Source organism: Ruegeria sp. H4, from assembly GCF_056533065.1.
This window is the reverse complement of sequence record NZ_JBQFOC010000001.1, coordinates 1,707,944-1,723,124: the sequence shown is the minus strand read 5'-3', so window position 1 is coordinate 1,723,124 and position 15,181 is coordinate 1,707,944. Positions and strand designations below refer to the sequence as shown.

Sequence of the window (15,181 nt, the reverse complement as noted above, 5' to 3'; positions counted from 1 at the left end):
CTAAGAACACACATGAAAACTGATCCAGACAAAGCCCCGGCGCTGAGGCTTCGAAACGTCTCGAAAACCTTCGGTGGCGTAAAGGCGCTGCAATCCGTTGATTTCGAAGTGCGTTCGGGAGAGGTGCATTGCCTTGCCGGAGAAAACGGTTGTGGCAAGTCCACACTGATCAAGCTTGTTACTGGTGTGTATACAGCTGACCCTGGCGCGGAATTGCAACTGTTTGGTCAGCCAGTTGACACGATTTCCCCGACAAAAGCCCGAGCGTTGGGGATCGCGGTTATTTGGCAGGATCTTGCGCTATTTCCGCATATGACCGTCGCGGAAAACATTGCTTTTGATGAGATGGTTGGACTGGTGCCGCGCCTGACGTTCGGACGTCGCTATAAGACCCGCGTACAGGCAGTGCTTGATCGCCTGAAGGTGCCGTTGAACCTGGATACACGACTGGGTGATTTGCCAATTGCGCAACGTCAGATCGTTGCGATTGCGCGGGCGTTAATGGGCGACGCACGTCTGGTGTTTATGGATGAGCCGACGGCGTCGCTAACCCAAAGCGAAACGGATTCATTGCTAGAGGTCGTTCGCACGCTGTCCTCACAAGGTATTGCTGTCGTCTTCGTCAGCCACCGATTGGCAGAAGTGATCGACATTTCAGAGCGGGTCACAGTCCTGCGCGATGGCAAGCTTGTCGGCGTCTATCCGACCGAGGGTATGACGCAATCCCGTCTTGGCGAGCTTATGACCGGGGCGCTTTTGGAGAACACGGTCAGCGCTCAGGACCGTTCTCAGGCGGAACCGGTTCTGGAAACCGTTGGGTTAAGTCGGCACGAAGAGTTCTACGATGTTTCCCTTACCATCCGGCGTGGTGAAGTTCTGGGTTTGACGGGCTTGATCGGAGCCGGCCGCACGGAACTGGCCCTTGCACTAATTGGTATGAAACCACCCGATGCGGGTGAAATCCGGATGGAAGGGTCGTCTGTTCGATTTGCCTCGATCCGCGACTCTATCGCGCGCGGTGTCGCTTATGTGTCGGAAGACAGACTGTCCCTGGGGCTTATTCAGCCGCAATCAATCGCGGATAACACGTCTATTTCAGTGCTTGATCGCATTCTCAATGGGATCGGATTGTTATCCGCCAAACGCCAAGCCGATCTTGTTTGTCACTGGATCAATGAACTTGCAGTCAAGATTGGGCAGCCTAAGGATGCTGTCTCGACGCTGTCAGGCGGCAACCAGCAAAGGGTTGTACTGGCAAAATGGCTGGCAACCGAGCCGCGGCTGTTGATCCTCGACAGCCCAACCGTGGGTGTGGATGTCGGGGCTCGTGCGGGCATCTTTCGCATCGTTAGGCATTTGGCCGAAGAAGGGCTGGCGATCCTTTTGATTTCGGACGAGGTGACCGAAGCGATGTTCAATGCGGACCGTGTGCTGCATATGGCGGATGGGCGTATTGTGGGCGAGTACGATCCACGGGCGACCAGCGTTCCCGAACTTGAGGCACGTATCTATGCGTGACTTGTTTCGTACTTATCCCGTCGAGGCGCGCCTCAGCGTTGTGCTGCTGTTGATGGTCCTTGGTTTGTCGCTTGGTACGGACACGTTCCTGACATTGGGCAACATCACGTCGTTGCTGAACAATAACGCGGTGAACCTGATCTGGGCGGTGGGCCTTCTGGCCGTCCTGATTGCTGGCGGCATCGATATTTCTTTCGCGGTCGCGGCTTCGGTCGTTCAGTATGTGGCCGCGCAGGTTTTCATGGGCATAGGGGGCGGAAACTGGGCGGTGGGGTTTTTGGTCGCGGGTCTGCTTGGGATCGGTCTTGGAATGATCAATGCTCTTTTGATCCACGGGTTTCGGGTGATTTCTATTGTTATCACCATTGCCACCTTCAACGCGTTCTTTGGGTTGCTGATGTTCTTCACGAAAGGTCGAAACATCTACAACCTGCCAGATTGGTGGACTGATCGTATTTTCATTTTTGAACGACAAGCCTCGGATGGAACCTGGTCGGAACTGAATCTTTCAGTTGCCGTCATGATCGTCTGCGTCGTCGCGACTTGGGGCCTCATCCGTCTGACCACTCTGGGCCGCCAGCTTTATGCCTTTGGCGACAACCCCGAGGGAGCAATGCGTGCGGGCGTGAATATCTGGCAGATGCAAATTGTCGCCTTTGGTTGGTGCGGGATGATGGCCGGCATAGGGGGGCTGATGCAGGTGAACATTGCCCAAGAGGTTGTTCCAAATGCGCTATACGGTCGGGAACTGGACGTGCTGGCTGCGGTGGTCCTCGGTGGGGCTCGACTTGGTGGTGGGCGAGGCACTGTTCTTGGATGCATCCTTGGGGTGATGTTTGTTGCGATCACGCAGAACGGTTTGAACCTTCTTGGAATCTCGCCCTTTGCATTCCAAATGATCATCGGCGCGGCGATCCTGCTGGCCATCTCATCATCAAACCTGAGTTTTGGGCGGCTCCCACGCGGCGCTACAGCTGTCGCAAAGGTGGGCACAACATGAGCTTGCGTGACAAACTCAACACGGCAGTTGGTGCGGAAACCCTGCCATTACTTGTCTTTCTTGGCCTGGTCTTTCTGGCGTTTTCCTTTGCGACCCCTTTGTTCCTGACCGGTGCCAACCTGCGCTCGATGGCGTTTCAGATGCCGGTCTTGGGGTTGCTGACACTGGCAATGCTTGTTCCGATTCTTTCGGGTGGGCTGAACCTTGCCATCATCTTTCAAGCCAACATTTCGGGTCTCGCACTTGCTTGGGTTTTGATACAATTCGGGGGGCCTGATGCCGGACTGGGGGCTTTTGTGCTAGGTGTGGTGCTTGCATTACTGGCGGGTGCTGCTTCGGGCGCTGTCATGGGCGTCGTCGTGGCTTATGTCGGTGCACATCCCATTCTGGTATCGCTTGCCATGATGATCTTCCTGCGAGGGTTGGGTGAGTTCCTGACGCGTGGAGGGGACATATCGGGATTTCCAGAGTACATGAACGTACTGGGCCACGGCAGCGTTATGGGCGTTCCAGTTCCGATGATAGTCTTTCTGGTGGCCGCGCTCATTTGGCATATCATGCTAAGACGATCACGACACGGGTTCTCGGTCTACATGATCGGTTCGAATATCCAGGCGTCTGAATATTCCGGCCTGCATACGCGCCGGACACTTGTCTTGATCTACGCGATTTCGGGCGTGATATGCGCCGTTGCCGGGATTTTGATGGCGGCGCGTTTCAATTCTGTCCGAGTTGGCCATGGCGAGGCCCTACTGCTGGTGACAGTGCTGGCTTGTTTCCTGGGCGGTATCGATCCATTTGGCGGGTTTGGGCGTGTTCTACCGGTGGTTCTGGCCTTGACTATCCTGCAAGCACTTTCATCGGGTCTGAACCTGATCGGTGCCAACCAGCATTTGTCGACCGCTGTCTGGGGGTTGTTTCTGATTGGCGTGATGGCGCTGCGCTGGGTTGGTGAACGGTGGCGAGACAAACGACGAAGAGGGACATGATCATGGAAGGTTTCGGCGTACATACCAGCATGTGGACCATGCATTGGGATCGTGATGGGGCCGAGCGGACGATACCCGCTGCGGCGGCCTACCAGATGGATTTCATAGAAATTGCCTTGCTGGACACCGGCGTTGTGGATGCGACTCACACGCGCGACTTGCTCGAAAAACACGAAATGCGAGCAGTCTGCTCGCTCGGACTGCCTGAAAAAAACTGGGCGTCAGTCAATCCAGATGGCGCAATCGAGCACCTTGTCGACGCTATGAACATGGCCAGTAAGATGGGTGCCGAGGCCCTTTCCGGCGTCACATATGGCGGCATCGGTGAACGCACAGGCGTCCCACCCACGCAGGCGGAATACGATAATATTGCTCGGGCTTTGGAGGGGGCCGCGAAACATGCCAAGACCCTTGGGATCGCCTTTGGTATCGAGCCGGTAAATCGCTACGAGAACCATTTGATCAATACAGGTTGGCAGGCGGTCGACATGATCGAAAAGGTCGGAGCCGACAACATCTTCATCCATCTCGATACGTATCACATGAATATCGAAGAAAAGGGCGCGGGCAACGGTATCCTCGATGCACGAGATCACTTGCGTTACATTCATTTGTCGGAAAGCGACCGTGGCACACCAGGCGAGGGGACCTGTGACTGGGACGAAATCTACTCCACGCTGGCCGCGATCGGCTTCAAGGGGGGGCTTGCGATGGAAAGTTTCATCAACATGCCCCCTCAGATTGGGTACGGTCTTGCTGTGTGGCGGCCTGTTGCCCCTTCATTCGAAGACGTTATGGACAAGGGGTTGCCGTTCCTCAGGAACAAAGCGGCCCAGTACCGCCTCATATGAGTGCGGCAGCCGGTTCAATTGGGGATGATAGGGGCGGTGTAAAAGCTGACGTGCCAAGCGTTTGACTGGAAAAGGTGATATCGCTGTTATCGATGTTGGCAAAACCAACATCGAGCTTTGGGTTGCCAGCAAAGACGGCACTTTGCTTGAGAGTCGGTCGACCCCCAACACGGTTCTGGACGGTCAGACCTGGCGATACCATGACCTGGAAGGCACTTCGATCTGGCTGATCACAACGCTTGCAGAGCTTTGCAAGCGGCATCCAATCCGGACGATTATTCCGGTCGGGCATGGGTCAGGCGGGGTACTTGTGGGCTCGGACCCAGACGGCGCCGGTGCGGGACAAGCCTTGCCGATGATCGATTATGAGCAGGCATGCCCTGCTGACATTGATGCAGAATATCGCAAAAAAGCGGGAACGTTCGAGGATCGCGGTAGCCCGGTGATGATGGCATCCACGCATGCGGCGCGTCAGTTGCTTTGGATGGAACGCAAAAACCCGGTACAGTTTGGCAAGGCAAGGCACTTTTTGAACATCGCGCAATTCTGGGGTTGGTGGCTGACCGGAGTCGCGGCCTCTGAATACTCGGCAATGGGGGCGCAGTCGCATCTGTGGAATGTACCGCAGCGACGGTGGACGCCGATTGTTCTGGAGCAAGGTTGGGAAACACTTATGCCAGAATTCAAGGCGGCCTGGAACCCTCTCGGACCGGTACGCGAGGACCTTGTGCAGCGATTTGACTTACCTCAGGACATGGTGGTGTTGACAGGAGCACATGACTCAACGGCCAACTTTTTTCGCTATCTGGCCGCGCAGGTTAAGGATTTTACACTGGTTTCTACCGGAACCTGGGTTGTCGCTTTGTCGCGTGACGTTGAAACCGGAAAACTTGATCAGTCACGTGGCACCACGATTAACGCAGATATGGATGGCAACCCGATCGGTGGGGCACTGACGATGGGTGGGCGAGAGTTTTCGGCCATTGCCGGAGCAGATACAATCAATGAAGTTGCCGAGCAAAAGGTCGTGGCGCGTCTGATCGCACGGGGTACGATGGCCATGCCGAGTTTTGGTGACAATGACGGGCAGTTTCCCGGCTCAGCCAGACGAGGTTATATTGTTGGCGCTTCTCCCGAAAACCAAGCTGAGCGCGCGGCGCTTGCGGTTCTGCATTCGGCATTGCTGACAGTCACCTGCACTGATGTCTTGAACGGAGGCTCAACGCTCATCTTGGATGGCACGTTTCTGAAGGACCCAATGTACGCGCAAATCGTCGCGGCCTTGCGTCCGGGCCTTCGCACAGAAGCGTCGCATGAAACTCATGGTGTTGTCGCAGGTGCGTTGCAACTTGCATGCAGGGCGTCGGGTAGCCCATCGACGCCTCTGACGCTTGAACCGGTCGTACCTATTGTACTGCCGGGTCTGACGGAATACGCGACGCAATGGTGCGAGGCCGCAAATCGACAAGGAGGCCAATCTTATGACTGAACAAGATCTACGCGAGCGTATGGTTGAGACATGTCTGAAAATGAACTCCACGGGGATCAATCAGGGCACGGCCGGAAATCTGTCGGTCCGTTTCGAGGATGGGTTCCTGATAACACCGTCGTCTTTGCCCTATGACAAGATGATCCCCGACGATTTGGTAGAAATGGATTTCGAAGGCACCTATGTCGGGCGCAGGCCATCATCTGAATGGCGTTTCCATCGCGATATTCTGAAAGCCCGTCCGGATATCGATGTCGTGTTGCATTGCCATTCGGTTTACGCAACGACGCTTGCCTGCCATCACCGCCAGATCCCGGCTTTCCACTATATGGTCGGAGTGGCTGGCGGAACGACCATCCCCTGTGCCGAATATGCTACATTTGGGACGCAGGAGCTATCTGAGGCGGTGCTGGCGGTGCTCAAAGGCAGAACAGCGTGTCTGTTGGCTCAACACGGGCAGATCGCGATCGGCAAGACACTGGACAAGGCTCTTTGGTTGGCGACAGAGGTCGAGACTTTGTCGCGACTTTATGTGCAGGCGCTACCGCTTGGGGAACCGCCGGTTTTGTCGAATGAAGAAATGTCACGTGTGATCGATCAGATGCACCGAATGGACTATGGCCTTGGACCAGAGCCTGAAGGCAGCAACGACATCGCACTACCCCGCGGCTAGTGTTTGCGGAGCTCATTGTAGAGCTCTTGTCAGAAGGACTTTCTTTTTGACGTGCAGGAGGCTTTCTCAGCCTGCGTATGTAAGAAAACCATCGGCACCAAAGATATCGATACCAGGTCAGCCTGTCCGTGGCTTAAAAGCGGCGCGCCCATTGGGGTTCTGTTCGACCTGCTTGGGCGGCACTGAGTAGAACCCAACAACGCCACTGCCCGCGTGCCGATCAACAGGCCGCATACATATGAGCGACTTCCGAGAACATGCGAGAAAGCAATTGCCAACAGCAGCTGGCACATACAATTGGGCCGCGTGCGCAAAAGTCATCGGCTTGAAGAAGCAATGTTAGAATGTCCAGCATTGGCAATGTGAAAGCGTCACACATTCGTTTTGAGCACGCCCGATTCTTGGGGGCGATCGTCTTGTTTTCATTTAGCAGTTTATGTGGCATACGTACGCCAATTCGCGACTACCTTCGAGGTAAGCGACGAGTATTTAGCCTCCAATAAGGTTTGGCACAGCCAGCGCTACCGCCGGGATCATCAGGATCAGACCAACGCGAATGATCTCGGCTCCGAGGAAGGGTATCACACCACGAAAGACTGTCGACATAGGTGTGTCGCGCGTCAGGGATGAGATGATGAAAACATTGAGTCCAACGGGTGGCGTGATCAACCCTAGCTCCACAACGACCAGTGCTAGAATTTCAAATCATATCCTGAGGCCATCGTTGTCCATCCGGAATGCGGCTGTTTCTGCGGTCACGAAACCCGCCTAGCATTCGATTAGCGTCCCGGTGTTCTAAGTGGCCATCTTGCGATCTCGTATTGTGGATCAGTTGTCGGATTTGCATATCCTCCCGCGTCCTTGCACCATGCGAATGAAGCATGGAGGCGAAAATGATATACGCAATCACGATTTATGGGGAGCCGGGCGTGTTCGAAGCGCTGCCTAAAGATCGCCAGAACGAAGTGATGTCAGGCCACGGCGCGTTGCAAACGGCGCTATCTGAGCGCGGGGAGTTCGTATCGATGAAGTTGATGCCGCCGACCTCTGCCGTGATGGTCGAGCCCGCTCCAACCGAAGGCACAGCGCCATTGATCACCGACGGCCCATTTGCCGAGACCAAGGAGAACTTCCTCGGGTTTTATGCTGCCGAATTCAAAGACCTTGATGAGGCGTTGGAATACGCAAAAATGATCTCATCCCCTGTAGCAAGGCTTGAGGTGCGACCAGTGGCCTGGGCTGGCGGTGTGATCTCGTCGGAATAGGACATGTCGGACTGGCTCGAGGCCACTTTCACTCTGCACCGACCGCGTGCGCTTGCAGCCCTGACCCGTTTGTTTCGGGATATCGATATGGCGGAAGAAGCATTTGCCGACGCCTGCCTAAAAGCTCTGACGGTTTGGCCCAAAGACGGAGCACCTCGTGACCCGTTGGCGTGGTTGCTGACGACGGCGCGCAACGCGGGTCTTGATGATTTGCGCAAATCGCAGCGCCGCGCGGCAATCCTGTCGCGCCACGGTGAGGAGTTTCAGCCGATGCCTGCCGAAACCCCAGACCCGGACGAATTGCGCGACGATGTTTTGCGGCTTCTGTTCATCTGCTGCCATCCCGAACTGGAACATCGAGATCAGATAGCCATTGCCTTGCGGGTCGTCCTGGGGTTGAGCGTCGATGAAATCGCGAGCGGTTTTCTAATCAAGCCCAAGACCATGGAACAGCGGATTACCCGAGCCAAAAAAAAGATCGCGAGCAACCCGGTTGCTTTCGAAACACCCAGCCCAGCAGAACGGGGTGCGCGATTGGGTGAGGTCTCTCTGATGGTTTACTTGATGTTCAATGAAGGATGGTCAACCTCGGCCGGTCCAACGCAAATCAAGCTTACCTTGTGTGAAGAGGCGATCCGTTTGGCACGTCTGCTTGCGGCACTGTTTCCGGCGATGGGGGAACAGGCCGCCTTGCTGGCACTATTGCTGTTTCAACACGCGCGGCGACATGCGCGCATTGATCCAGAAGGCAAGCTTGTCGCATTGGATGATCAGGATCGCAGTCTTTGGGATCGCGCGAACATCGCCGAAGCGACGGGTCTTTTGCAAAAGGCCCAGCGGATAGGACATCATGGTGTCTATATCATTCAGACTGCAATCGCAGCGACCCATGCCCATTCGGCCTCGGTTGATGACACCGACTGGTCATTGATTGAAAGTCACTACGCTGCGCTTTACGCATTGCAACCAACGCCTGTCGTCCGACTTAACCAGATTGCAGCGCAGGCCAGGCTGCATGGCCCGCATTACGCGCTGAAAGCGATGGAGCCTCTGAAACAGGATTTGTCTGCGTATCGCTGGTTCCACGCAATGCGCGGTGGCTTGTTGCAGGAAACGGGTGATCACCGCGCGGCGATTTCTGCGTTTGAAACCGTTATTGCACTTGGCCCTACGGCTCTCGAACGTGATGCAATTGCAGAGAAAATTGCAATCAGCGAAGAAAGTTTACGCAGCGTGTAGGGATCGCGGTGCGTTGTGCGTCCTTGGATCAGACCCGTATTTGGCGGGCGCAACCAAGGGAGAAGCACATGAGTATTCTTGAGATGACCACTGTCGGGAATTCCGGTTGGATCGGACATTCCGGTCCCGACCAGGGCAAAGCCAAGGCCTTCTATCAAGAGGTGCTAGGCTGGACGATCAACGACATGCCCATGCAGGATGGGTCAAGCTATTCCGCCGCCGTCGTGGAAGAAACCGCGATTGGCGGATTTTCCCCGATGCCGGAAGATCACGGCAGTTGGACGATCTTTTTTACGGTTGCCGACGTGGAGGCCAGTGTCGCCAAGGCTGAGGCCAAAGGGGCCGTAGTTGTTCAGCCGGCGATGGATATGCCGGGGGTCGGCCGCATGGCCACTCTGACTGACCCGCAAGGGGCTCGGTTTGCGCTCATCACATATGAGAGCATGGCGTCTTAAGCGCGATCAAAGAGGAGGCATCACATGGAACAGTTTCCGCAGATCGCGCTGGCCGTTACGGCAGTGTTTGTTTTGATGAGCATTCCGATGGCGATTGCCGTTGGTGTACGTCGCACCAAGACGGGAATTTCTTTGCTTCACGGTGAAGATGAAAGCCTCCTGCGGCTGATGCGGGCGCATGGAAACTTCATCGAATACGTGCCGCTTGCGCTGCTGGCTCTTGCAGGGGCTGAGATTGCGGGAACTGCACCCTGGCTGGTCGCTACCTGCGGTGGCGTGTTGCTGCTTGCCCGTCTTATCCACTATTTCAGCCTCAGCACTTCGGTGAATGGCAAGGGGCGCGCGATTGGCGCAGCGCTCACCACTATGGCAATGCTGGTGCTTGCGCTGGCAATCCTCTGGCAGCTTTGGACCGGCATCTGATGCCCGTGGATGAAACACTCAACGCCCGCATGCGAGACGCTCGGGCCGCGCATGTGGGCATTTCCGAAAAACGAATGATGGGTGGTACGTGCTTCTTCTTGAACGGCAACATGCTTTGTGGTGCGCGCAGACATCAGGATGGCGTGGGTCGGTTCATGTTCAGGGTGGGAAAGGTGAACGAGCCCACGGCATTGCAAGACCCCACGGCCCGCGCTGTGATTCATGGCATCCGCAAGCTGGGCGGTTTTGTTCGCGTTGACGCATCAGATTGCGATGACGCAGTCTTGCAACGGTGGCTGCACTTCTGCCTCGAACATGCCGCGGTGTTGCCCAAGAAAGACTGAACGGAGGATCTTATGGCCCAATTCGATTGTTTTGCTGCCGAGGCAGTAGGCTTCCTGCAAGAACTGAAGGCCAACAATACCAAGGACTGGTTTGCAGCGAACAAGGCGACGTATGAGACTCACATTAAAGCACCCAGCAAGCTTTTCGCCGAAGATATGGAGTTGGCGCTACGCGACTTGACCGGGCAGGATCATAGCAGCAAAATCTTTCGGATTCATCGCGATGTTCGGTTTTCCAAAGACAAGACACCCTATAACGCGCATCTGCACCTTGCGTTCCTACCGACAGGACAGGCGGTTCAGCCGCCAATGTGGTTCTTTGGCTTTTCCCCAGAAAGGCTATCGCTCGGTTGTGGGGTGTTCCAGTACGAAAAAGGGGCTTTGGGCGTTTTCCGCGATGCGATGGCGGGCCCTCTGGGCGCAGAGTTGACCCAGACCACCATAGAGATGCGAAAACAGGGTTTCCGGGTCGGTGACCCGGAGTTGAAGCGCATCCCGCCTGGTTTTGACAAAAATCATCCTTATGAGGAAGCGTTGCGGCGCAAAGGCTTTGCGGTTTGGATGGATGCCATGTCTTCTAACTTTGCCCACGAACCAAACCTAACGGAACGAACAGCAACCAAGCTGGCTGAACTAATGCCGGTGTTTCAACTGCTTTCCCGGATCAAGTGACCCCACTATCGCGAACGCAGCAAATGGCGGATTTGACGAGCACACCGCAACTTGGCTCTGGTTGGATGAACGGCAGGGAAGGGCCGATTACTGCAGCGCGCGACGGTCCCTTGCTGACAATGCTACACTGGCTCTGAGGTCGGCGGTGAGCCCAAAGTTACCGATTTCATTCCCAGAATTGGTTTTAGTCAACAGCATGGATGCAAAATTTCACACACTAGAGAGCCTCGTCGGTGATCTCTTTTCACTTGACGTTCAATAAGGTAACGGAATCTTGGTACACGGATCAATGAAAGCGGTTGGCCCAGTTGTTAGTGGACCAAGAACAGTCATTGAAGCGCTTGTCAGAGCTGTCGGTGAAACAGGTCTGGTAGGAATGCCTAGCTTTTCCGGAGACGCATACTTTCCGGTTGAAATAGACCAGTCTGCATTGGCGCCAGATGAGATCGCTCAATTCGAGGATTCAGTACTTGGGCCGACGTACGAAATCACCGACATCAGACATGGGTGTTATTGCGGAGACATTCAGAACGGCGGTGCATCCAAGCGCTGCTTTGAACCCAGAGTGCCAAATGCTGCGGTTGGCCTAAATACGTGCGAAGCGTGCGTCGCTGCGGTTGGTCGTGCAAGGACGGCCCATAGCAGACCTTGAACAGAAAACGGAGATGCAGCGTCAGCAGCCCGCGTTGTCGACATTCGCGGCAAGCACACAGTTTTGATACTGTTCTGAATACTACCTAGGGCGGTCTGGTTCGTTGGTGTTGCGCGCAATCAAGCTTTCAATTTCGATCATTACTTCATCCGGCAAAGCACCGAAGGTCAGTGCTGCTGAAATACCCTCAATTTGTTCTTCTGTCCGTGCGCCTGGGATCGGTATGTATGTTTCAGATTGGCCCCATATCCACCCGAGAGCCCCCTGCACAAGCGTTCTGCCATTTGTGGTCAGTAAATCGCGAACCGCATCGAGTTTTCGCATGAAATCTGGATTTACCCTGCCATCCGTATAGTACTCCATCCAGCTTTCGCCGGATGCGCGCACATCATCAGACGCCATAATGGTATTCCGATTGTATTTCCCTGTAAGCAGCCCCATCGCAAGGGGTGAGCGGATAAGGGACAACAATCCTTCCTCTTGGACAACCTGTTGCATGCGAGGCGCATCGAAGAAGACGTTCATCACGTATTCAACCGCCTTGAAACCATCCCTCGACGAGGCTGCTCGAGCGTTTTGGGAATAGTCAGTGCTCCAACCGTAGGCACGTAGTTTTCCGGCCTCTTTTAGCCGATCCAGTTCGTCAAACACCGCCTCGGCCTCGTCAATTGGCATATCGTTCACATGCAACAGCAAGAGATCGATTCGATCCCGTTCCAGCCGCGACAGGCACCCATCTAGAGCAGGGCCAACCTGATCCGGGGTGAAGGGGTCAAATGAAATCTGTCTGCTCGCTTCATCGATCCCAACCCCGATCTTTGTGACAATCAGGGCGTCGGGTCGATGCTTTAGCGCTTTGCCCAACAAACGTTCCGAATGCCCAGCGCCATAGGCGGCGGCAGTGTCAAAAAGTGTGATCCCACCGTCCAGTGCCGCGTGGATCGTACGAATGGAGGCACCGTCGTCCGATCGGGTGTAACCCAACGACTGCTCGCCACAGTACATTTTGCCACCAATCGGCCAGCACCCCATGCCAAGGGGTGAGATTTCGGTTTCGAGAAAGTTCATCTGCGGATCTCCTAGCTGATCCTTCAGAAAAAACGCCATCACAGCCTTTTCATCAACAACACAAAATGTAACCTTTATTTCATGGATGAAAGTGACTTTGACTGGGACAACCTGCGGCTTTTCCTTGCGGTTGCCAGAGCGGGCGGGCTTGGGCCAGCAGCTGAACAGACCGGCAAGAGCGCACCCACCTTGGGTCGGCGCATGATTGAGCTTGAGCGCAACCTCGGAAGCGAGCTGTTTCACCGTAATCCGCGAGGGTATGATCTGACTGAGGACGGACAAGCGCTGTTGAAAAAAGTCGAAAGCATCGAAGCGCGTGTCCTACCTGTCACGGAAAGCAGACTTGCTACTGCACCACCGTTGGTCAAAATTTCGGCCGGGACCTGGGTAACAAGAATTTTGATTGGCGCTCTCGCAAGACTTAAGGGATCAATGCCAGTCCGGCTGCGTTTCATCTCGTCAGAAGACCTATTGAACATCGGACACCGGGAAGCCGCGATCGGCATTCGAAACCACCGGCCAGAAGAGATCGGCTTGGCCGGTCGCAAGATCGGGCGGGTTCGGTTTGCGGTCTATGCTGCGGAAGAAGGCATTTCGACCTGGGTGCGCGTCATGTCCAAAACACCCTCGGCCAGATGGGTGAGAGAACATTCGCAAGAGGACGACGCCATCGAAGTTACGGCGCCACAGAATGCGCTTGAGCTTGCAAATGCAGGTCTTGCCAGAGCGGTTCTGCCAACTTTCATTGGAAACACACAGCCGGGCCTGATACCAGTGTCACCTTTGATCGACGATCTGGAACATGATCAATGGCTCGTCACGCATCATGAAGATCGGTTTCTTGCTGAGGTGCGGCATGTCATAGATCGCACCTATGCAGTGATGTCGGAAGCGTGTGAAAACGGTTGAACCGATGTTGGCTGTTAGCACTATTCGCCCAACCGTTCCATCAACCGGGCGTAAGCCGTTTGGCCACGTCTGAAGGTTGGCAGACGGAAGAACTCGTCCGGGGCGTGTTGGTTTTCATCCTCATGTCCAAAGGCAAACATGACCGCATGCAGACCCAACTCATCCAGCAAGGTCGACATGACAGGGATCGAGCCACCAACGCGGGTTTTGTACGCCGGTTTGCCGTAAACCTCTTCGAGAACCTGTCCCGCGATTGCGGTTGCGTTGTGTCCTGCCGGTACAAGGAACGGGTCCGCGCGCCCAGGGTTGCGCGATACCTCAGCAGTGACACCCGGCGGGCAATGAGCCTCAACATGGGCCGAGATCAGATCAAAGATCTTTTCGGGGTTCTGATTGGCGACCAAGCGACACGTGATCTTGGCCGAAGCGACCGCAGGCAAAACGGTCTTTGTGCCTTCCCCTTGCCAACCACTGGTCAACCCGTTGACCTCAAGCGTCGGACGCGCCCACAGATTTTCACGTGTTGAATATCCCGGCTCACCCAAGGTTGCTGGCGCTCCGGTCTGGACCAGATAGGCCGCCTCGTCCCAGGGAACCCGCGCAATTGCCGCGCGGTCTTCATCTGTCAGCTCGACGACATCGTCGTAGAAACCATCCACCGTGATGCGACCATCGGTCGATTTCATACTGGCAAGCAACTGGGCCAGCGCCATCGCCGGGTTTGCGACACCGCCGCCATGCATACCGGAATGCAAATCGGATTTCGCGCCCTGAACCGAGATCTCAAGCGAAGTGAGCCCTTTCAGACCAAGGACCAGTTGCGGCGTCTCGGTATCCCACTGACTACCATCGGCAGAAAAGATCATATCAGCCTGAAGCCGGTCGAGATTTGCCTCGATAAAGGGCGGAAGGTCGGGCGATCCGATCTCTTCCTGGCCCTCAAAGAAAAACCGCACATTGACTGGCAGTTTCCCGGTTTCCGCCAGCAAAGCCTCAGCCGCAAGGATCGGGATGAACATGGCACCTTTGTCGTCGGTCGCCCCACGCCCATAAATCCGATCTCCGCGGATCGTCGGCTCGAACGGAGGCGAAGACCAGAGCTCAAATGGTTCGGCTGGTTGCACGTCAAAATGGCCATAGATCAGAATCGTAGGCACATCAGGCCCGGCATGCAGCCAATCGGCACAGACCACCGGATGACCGGCAGTCTCCATCATCTGAACGTTTTCCATTCCCGCCGCAACCAACCGATCAACCACCCACTGCCCGGCCTTTCGAACATCGCCCGCGTTTTCGGGTTTGGCTGAAACCGATGGAATACGAATGAAGTCGCACAGCTCTTCAACAAAGCGCGATTGGTGTGTGTCGAGATATTCGGTCCAGCTCATTCCATGCCCTCTCTGATGCTGGCGCCTAACTTACGAAACTGGACGTGGCCCGCAAGCCTGCGGAAGACAACCTAATACTTTTAACAACCCTACATGCTTGAGCGATGTTAGTTCGGCCCAGAACTACTTTTGCAACTAGGTTCTGAGGTAGTTAGGTCACAGGCAATGAAGTTGGCCTGGCGCAATGAATTGAACGCTAACAGAGACCATGCGAGCGATAAAAACTTCGACATCGCAAACTGGCTG

17 protein-coding genes are annotated in these 15,181 nt (G+C 55.3%); 14 read left to right on the top strand and 3 right to left on the bottom strand.

The window, feature by feature from the left end; all coding sequences use genetic code 11:
• Nucleotides 1–12 precede the first annotated feature (12 nt).
• From ACR0KG_RS08640 to ACR0KG_RS08615, 6 genes are all read left to right on the top strand, one after another.
• Nucleotides 13–1,518 (top strand): sugar ABC transporter ATP-binding protein, encoded by a 1,506-nt coding sequence (locus ACR0KG_RS08640; protein ID WP_480543850.1) that lies wholly within the window; start codon nucleotides 13–15, stop codon nucleotides 1,516–1,518.
• The gene (locus ACR0KG_RS08635; RefSeq protein WP_480827030.1) at nucleotides 1,511–2,518 is read left to right on the top strand and encodes an ABC transporter permease; all 1,008 of its coding nucleotides are present in this window, start codon (nucleotides 1,511–1,513) and stop codon (nucleotides 2,516–2,518) included. The genes ACR0KG_RS08640 and ACR0KG_RS08635 overlap by 8 nt, the downstream gene beginning before the upstream one ends.
• Nucleotides 2,515–3,507, top strand: a complete 993-nt coding sequence (locus ACR0KG_RS08630; protein ID WP_480548207.1) for an ABC transporter permease — start codon at nucleotides 2,515–2,517, stop codon at nucleotides 3,505–3,507. The genes ACR0KG_RS08635 and ACR0KG_RS08630 overlap by 4 nt, the downstream gene beginning before the upstream one ends.
• Nucleotides 3,504–4,358: a sugar phosphate isomerase/epimerase family protein gene (locus ACR0KG_RS08625; protein ID WP_480827029.1), complete on the top strand. Its 855-nt coding sequence runs from the start codon at nucleotides 3,504–3,506 to the stop codon at nucleotides 4,356–4,358. The genes ACR0KG_RS08630 and ACR0KG_RS08625 overlap by 4 nt, the downstream gene beginning before the upstream one ends.
• 61 nt (nucleotides 4,359–4,419) lie before the next feature.
• A complete protein-coding gene (locus ACR0KG_RS08620; RefSeq protein ID WP_480827027.1) occupies nucleotides 4,420–5,847 on the top strand; it encodes an FGGY family carbohydrate kinase in 1,428 nt (475 codons plus the stop codon).
• Entirely contained in the window at nucleotides 5,840–6,520 is a 681-nt protein-coding gene (locus ACR0KG_RS08615; protein ID WP_480543844.1) for a class II aldolase/adducin family protein, read from the top strand. Before ACR0KG_RS08620 ends, ACR0KG_RS08615 begins: the two co-directional genes overlap by 8 nt.
• A gap of 489 nt (nucleotides 6,521–7,009) precedes the next feature.
• On the opposite strand, the gene ACR0KG_RS08610 is transcribed toward ACR0KG_RS08615, so the two are convergent.
• Nucleotides 7,010–7,210 (bottom strand): TRAP transporter large permease subunit, encoded by a 201-nt coding sequence (locus tag ACR0KG_RS08610; RefSeq protein ID WP_480544118.1) that lies wholly within the window; start codon nucleotides 7,208–7,210, stop codon nucleotides 7,010–7,012.
• Between the two features lie 203 nt (nucleotides 7,211–7,413).
• Between ACR0KG_RS08610 and ACR0KG_RS08605 the strand changes: the two genes are divergently transcribed.
• The 7 genes from ACR0KG_RS08605 (at nucleotide 7,414) to ACR0KG_RS08575 (ending at nucleotide 11,570) form a co-directional block, all read left to right on the top strand.
• Complete coding sequence (locus tag ACR0KG_RS08605; protein ID WP_480543843.1) at nucleotides 7,414–7,785, top strand: YciI family protein; 372 nt, start codon at nucleotides 7,414–7,416, stop codon at nucleotides 7,783–7,785.
• Nucleotides 7,786–7,788: 3 nt separating this feature from the next.
• The gene (locus tag ACR0KG_RS08600) at nucleotides 7,789–9,024 is read left to right on the top strand and encodes an RNA polymerase sigma factor (RefSeq protein ID WP_480827025.1); all 1,236 of its coding nucleotides are present in this window, start codon (nucleotides 7,789–7,791) and stop codon (nucleotides 9,022–9,024) included.
• Between the two features lie 68 nt (nucleotides 9,025–9,092).
• Complete coding sequence (locus tag ACR0KG_RS08595; RefSeq protein ID WP_480543841.1) at nucleotides 9,093–9,479, top strand: VOC family protein; 387 nt, start codon at nucleotides 9,093–9,095, stop codon at nucleotides 9,477–9,479.
• Nucleotides 9,480–9,503: 24 nt separating this feature from the next.
• Nucleotides 9,504–9,902 carry an MAPEG family protein gene (locus tag ACR0KG_RS08590; protein ID WP_480548217.1) on the top strand — a complete coding sequence of 133 codons (399 nt, stop codon included), beginning with the start codon at nucleotides 9,504–9,506 and terminating at the stop codon, nucleotides 9,900–9,902.
• Nucleotides 9,902–10,246, top strand: coding sequence for a TfoX/Sxy family protein (locus tag ACR0KG_RS08585; RefSeq protein WP_480827024.1), 345 nt, complete (start codon nucleotides 9,902–9,904; stop codon nucleotides 10,244–10,246). The genes ACR0KG_RS08590 and ACR0KG_RS08585 overlap by 1 nt, the downstream gene beginning before the upstream one ends.
• 12 nt (nucleotides 10,247–10,258) lie before the next feature.
• Nucleotides 10,259–10,918 (top strand): DUF2461 domain-containing protein, encoded by a 660-nt coding sequence (locus ACR0KG_RS08580; protein WP_480827023.1) that lies wholly within the window; start codon nucleotides 10,259–10,261, stop codon nucleotides 10,916–10,918.
• A gap of 274 nt (nucleotides 10,919–11,192) precedes the next feature.
• Nucleotides 11,193–11,570, top strand: coding sequence for an AAC(3) family N-acetyltransferase (locus ACR0KG_RS08575; RefSeq protein WP_480548223.1), 378 nt, complete (start codon nucleotides 11,193–11,195; stop codon nucleotides 11,568–11,570).
• A gap of 81 nt (nucleotides 11,571–11,651) precedes the next feature.
• On the opposite strand, the gene ACR0KG_RS08570 is transcribed toward ACR0KG_RS08575, so the two are convergent.
• Nucleotides 11,652–12,638, bottom strand: coding sequence for an aldo/keto reductase (locus tag ACR0KG_RS08570; protein ID WP_480827022.1), 987 nt, complete (start codon nucleotides 12,636–12,638; stop codon nucleotides 11,652–11,654).
• A gap of 81 nt (nucleotides 12,639–12,719) precedes the next feature.
• Between ACR0KG_RS08570 and ACR0KG_RS08565 the strand changes: the two genes are divergently transcribed.
• On the top strand, nucleotides 12,720–13,547 hold the full coding sequence (locus ACR0KG_RS08565) for a LysR family transcriptional regulator (RefSeq protein ID WP_480827021.1): 828 nt from the start codon (nucleotides 12,720–12,722) through the stop codon (nucleotides 13,545–13,547).
• Between the two features lie 20 nt (nucleotides 13,548–13,567).
• On the opposite strand, the gene ACR0KG_RS08560 is transcribed toward ACR0KG_RS08565, so the two are convergent.
• On the bottom strand, nucleotides 13,568–14,935 hold the full coding sequence (locus ACR0KG_RS08560) for a dipeptidase (protein WP_480548229.1): 1,368 nt from the start codon (nucleotides 14,933–14,935) through the stop codon (nucleotides 13,568–13,570).
• Between the last annotated feature and the right edge of the window lie 246 nt (nucleotides 14,936–15,181).